The sequence below is a fragment of the Methanocaldococcus sp. genome (assembly GCF_024490875.1).
Classification (GTDB): Archaea; AGJL01; Methanococci; order Methanococcales; family Methanocaldococcaceae; genus Methanocaldococcus.
The window spans coordinates 1-3,186 of the sequence record NZ_JACCLX010000013.1 but is presented as its reverse complement, the minus strand read 5'-3'; the positions used below and the strand labels follow the sequence as shown (position 1 = coordinate 3,186).

General features: G+C 27.0%; 4 protein-coding genes. 1 reads left to right on the top strand and 3 read right to left on the bottom strand.

All coding sequences use genetic code 11. The annotated features are described in order from the left end of the window. Window positions 1-52: 52 nt before the first annotated feature. The 3 genes from istB to HZY31_RS02605 all read right to left on the bottom strand — a co-directional run bounded on the left by istB (window position 53) and on the right by HZY31_RS02605 (window position 2,280). Window positions 53-838 carry an IS21-like element helper ATPase IstB gene (gene istB, locus HZY31_RS02615; RefSeq protein WP_297317918.1) on the bottom strand — a complete coding sequence of 262 codons (786 nt, stop codon included), beginning with the start codon at window positions 836-838 and terminating at the stop codon, window positions 53-55. Beyond that, window positions 831-1,868, bottom strand: a complete 1,038-nt coding sequence (istA, locus tag HZY31_RS02610) for an IS21 family transposase (protein ID WP_297317917.1) — start codon at window positions 1,866-1,868, stop codon at window positions 831-833. Before istA ends, istB begins: the two co-directional genes overlap by 8 nt. Window positions 1,869-1,953: 85 nt before the next feature. Next, complete coding sequence (locus HZY31_RS02605; RefSeq protein ID WP_297317916.1) at window positions 1,954-2,280, bottom strand: hypothetical protein; 327 nt, start codon at window positions 2,278-2,280, stop codon at window positions 1,954-1,956. A 179-nt stretch (window positions 2,281-2,459) separates the two neighbouring features. Here HZY31_RS02605 and HZY31_RS02600 point away from each other — a divergent pair, with 179 nt between their 5' ends. Then, window positions 2,460-2,657, top strand: coding sequence for a hypothetical protein (locus HZY31_RS02600; RefSeq protein WP_297317915.1), 198 nt, complete (start codon window positions 2,460-2,462; stop codon window positions 2,655-2,657). Window positions 2,658-3,186 lie beyond the last annotated feature (529 nt).

Here is a 3,186-nt window from a genome sequence, read left to right as displayed (position 1 = left end):
GTGTCAAGTGCAAAATGAAATTGTACCACAAATGCAAAGTGAAAATGTACCACTATACTTTTAATCCATTTAAAATTCCTGCTTTTATTTTTTGTTTCAGCCGATAACTTTCTCCTTGAATATTCAGTATATAAGAATGATGAATTAATCTATCAAGTATCGCTGTTGTTAATGCTTCATCTTTATTTAAGACTTTTTTCCATTTTTTAAAACTTAAATTACTTGTTATTATTATTGAGCCTGTTTCATATCTCTTATTTATTACTTGAAAAAATAAATTTGATTGATTTTCATTCAATTTTATATATCCAAATTCGTCTATAATTAAAAGTTTAACTGTATTTATCACTTTTTTAAAATAATGCTGCAATCTATTAGTTTGTTGGGCTATCTCAAGTTGTAATAACAAATCCTGCACTGTTATAAATTTTGTTTTTATTCTTGATTGAGTTGATAAATATCCTAATGAGATTGCAATATGTGTTTTTCCTACACCACTTGGTCCTATTAAAAGAACATTTTGTGCATTTTCTACAAATCTTAATGTGCAAAGTTCATTTATTAAATTCCTATCTACTGATGAACTCCCAAAATCAAACATTTCAAATGTCTTTACTTTTGGGAATCCTGCCATTTTTAGTATTATCTCTTTAGACCTCTCTATTTTCTTTTCATATTCATATTCAAAAAGTTTCAATAAATATTCTGAATAAGAAAGATTATCTTTTACTGCTACTTCTGCAATAGATGCATAACTTTCCTTTATTGATGGCAATTTAAATAATTTCGCATATTCTTTTATTCGTTCATCTATAGAAGTATAATGATTTCTATCCATTACACGCTCCTTGTAATAATATTTCATAATCATTTAATTTACTATATGATTTTACATCTATTGATAATATCTTATTCTTTATCCTGTGATGTTTTAAATCAGATTGAAAATATCTTTTAGGTAAAAGTGGCAATAATAATTCTCTTTCTTTCATAAACAGTTCTTTCGGTTTACTTTTATGAGTCCCATGAATCCTATTACTCACCACATCAAGCCATCTAAATATCTGAGTATTTAGTAAATCTATATCTATTTTTAATGATGAATTTTTAAGTTTAGCTTTTAAGGGAATATAAAAATTCCTCTTTAAATATCCTATAAATCTTTCAACTTTACCTTTCGTTTTGGCTCTATATGGCTTGCATAAAATAGGGGTAAAATTATATTCTTTCGAAAATTCTAAAAATTTTTCATTAAATTTATGACATGATGCTCCATATGCGTTTCTTTTAATTACCACACTTTTTAAATTATCATAAAGTATTGTTTTAGGTATCCCTCCAAAAAATTCAAATGATTTTAGATGACATGCTTCAAATGTCTCATATTTCATATCTCCTGTAAAATGAACATAAGCATATCTGCTATAACCCAATATCATTACAAATGCATAAATCTTATTCTTACCTCCCTTTATTAATGTCCAATCTACTTGAGCTTGTTCTCCTGGAGATGTTTCAAATCTTATTACTTTTTCTTCCCTAAATTCTAAGAAATTATTGTAAAGTTTACTCATATAACTTTGAAGAATCCTAATTTTACCTTCATAACCCATTTCTAATATCTCTTGGAATATTACTGTTGAAGGAATTCTTTCTGGTAAACCAGAAACTATTCGTTCTTTTATGTACTCTTTAAAAGGATCAAGTTTAGATTTATGTAAAACTTTTTCTCTTGGTTTATATTTATTCTCTTTCAATCTTTTTGATATTGTCCTTCTATCTATTCCTGTCATCCTTGAAATTGCTCTCATGCTATAGCCCTGTTTATAAAGTGTATGAATCATAATAAACTCCTCGTAAGTTATCATTCTTTCCTCCATTTTTTATTTTGGAGGAAACTTAACAAGATTTTTCTTTTTCTGGTACATTTTCACTTTGCACTTCTGATACATTTTAACATTGCACGTGACAATCACATATCAAATTGTGGTTTCTTACATAATAATCAAAATTGGAACGGCTTCCTATATTGGGGTCTTTGCGAAAAATAAATTTATATACTCCTGTTATTGTTGAACCTGGTAAAGACAGTTTCTCTTTGATTTCTTCTCTATATTTGTCGAGAACTGATACCCTTTTTCTTTTTTTAGCTCTTTTAAAACCTTTATCATATTTGGATATTGTTTGTCTTGATACTCCATACTTCCTTGATAATTCGCTGTAGTTAGGTTTCATCCCCAAACTCCTTAGCTGGCGTAATGCTAATTCAAAATCCTTCAACTGAATCACCTCCGAAATTTTTTCGAAGGTGATCCTAATTTTATTTTGCAAAAATGTTAACTTTTATATTTGCAGAACTGTTATTTTTTATATTAGCATTAACAAGAATTAATACCTACACAGAATTAACATAAACTAATGCATTTGGCTCACCAGATTTAGATACAAGACCACCAGAAATGGAAATGTCAACTATACATTTAAGAGTTCAAAGATGTCCAAATTGTGGTTATTGTGCTCCAGATATATCAAAAAAAAAGAAAAAACCTGAAAAAATTATAGAAATTGTTCTTAATTTTCAAATTAAACTTATAAACAACAGAGACATAAATTGTTATACAATTGAAGATGCAATAAAATTTCAAAGACCAAATTAAGCCTACTTCATTTTAAATAAAAAATATAGAATAATCATACATATCAAGTTTATAAAATGAAATGAAAAAAAGAGCTGCTGAGTTAATAAAAAATTGTCAAATTAAAATTAATTCATAATATTTTTTAATGGACTTTCAAAGAATTTGATTACTCACTTTTAAAAACAAAATTTGACATATAATATAAAAAAAGTTTGACTTTTTTTGTATTAAAAGATAAAAATAGTTTAAAATGAAACCCAAAATACTTACAGACAAAATTTATATTGTAAAACCCTGTCTATTAGTGAAGATGTTCTTTTTTTAAAAATTTTTCATTATAAAATTATTCATTGAATTCTCACTCCACACTCCCGACTCCAGACTCCGCACAGTCTATCTTCTTCAACCTTCCACCTTCAACCCTGTTATTAGTGTTGGTGTTAGTGATAGTGTTAGTTATAAATAATTATTCATTTTTCATTATCACTAACCTCAATAACTTTAACAACCTTTATAACCTCCTATAGCCTATTGCTAATTATAAGTC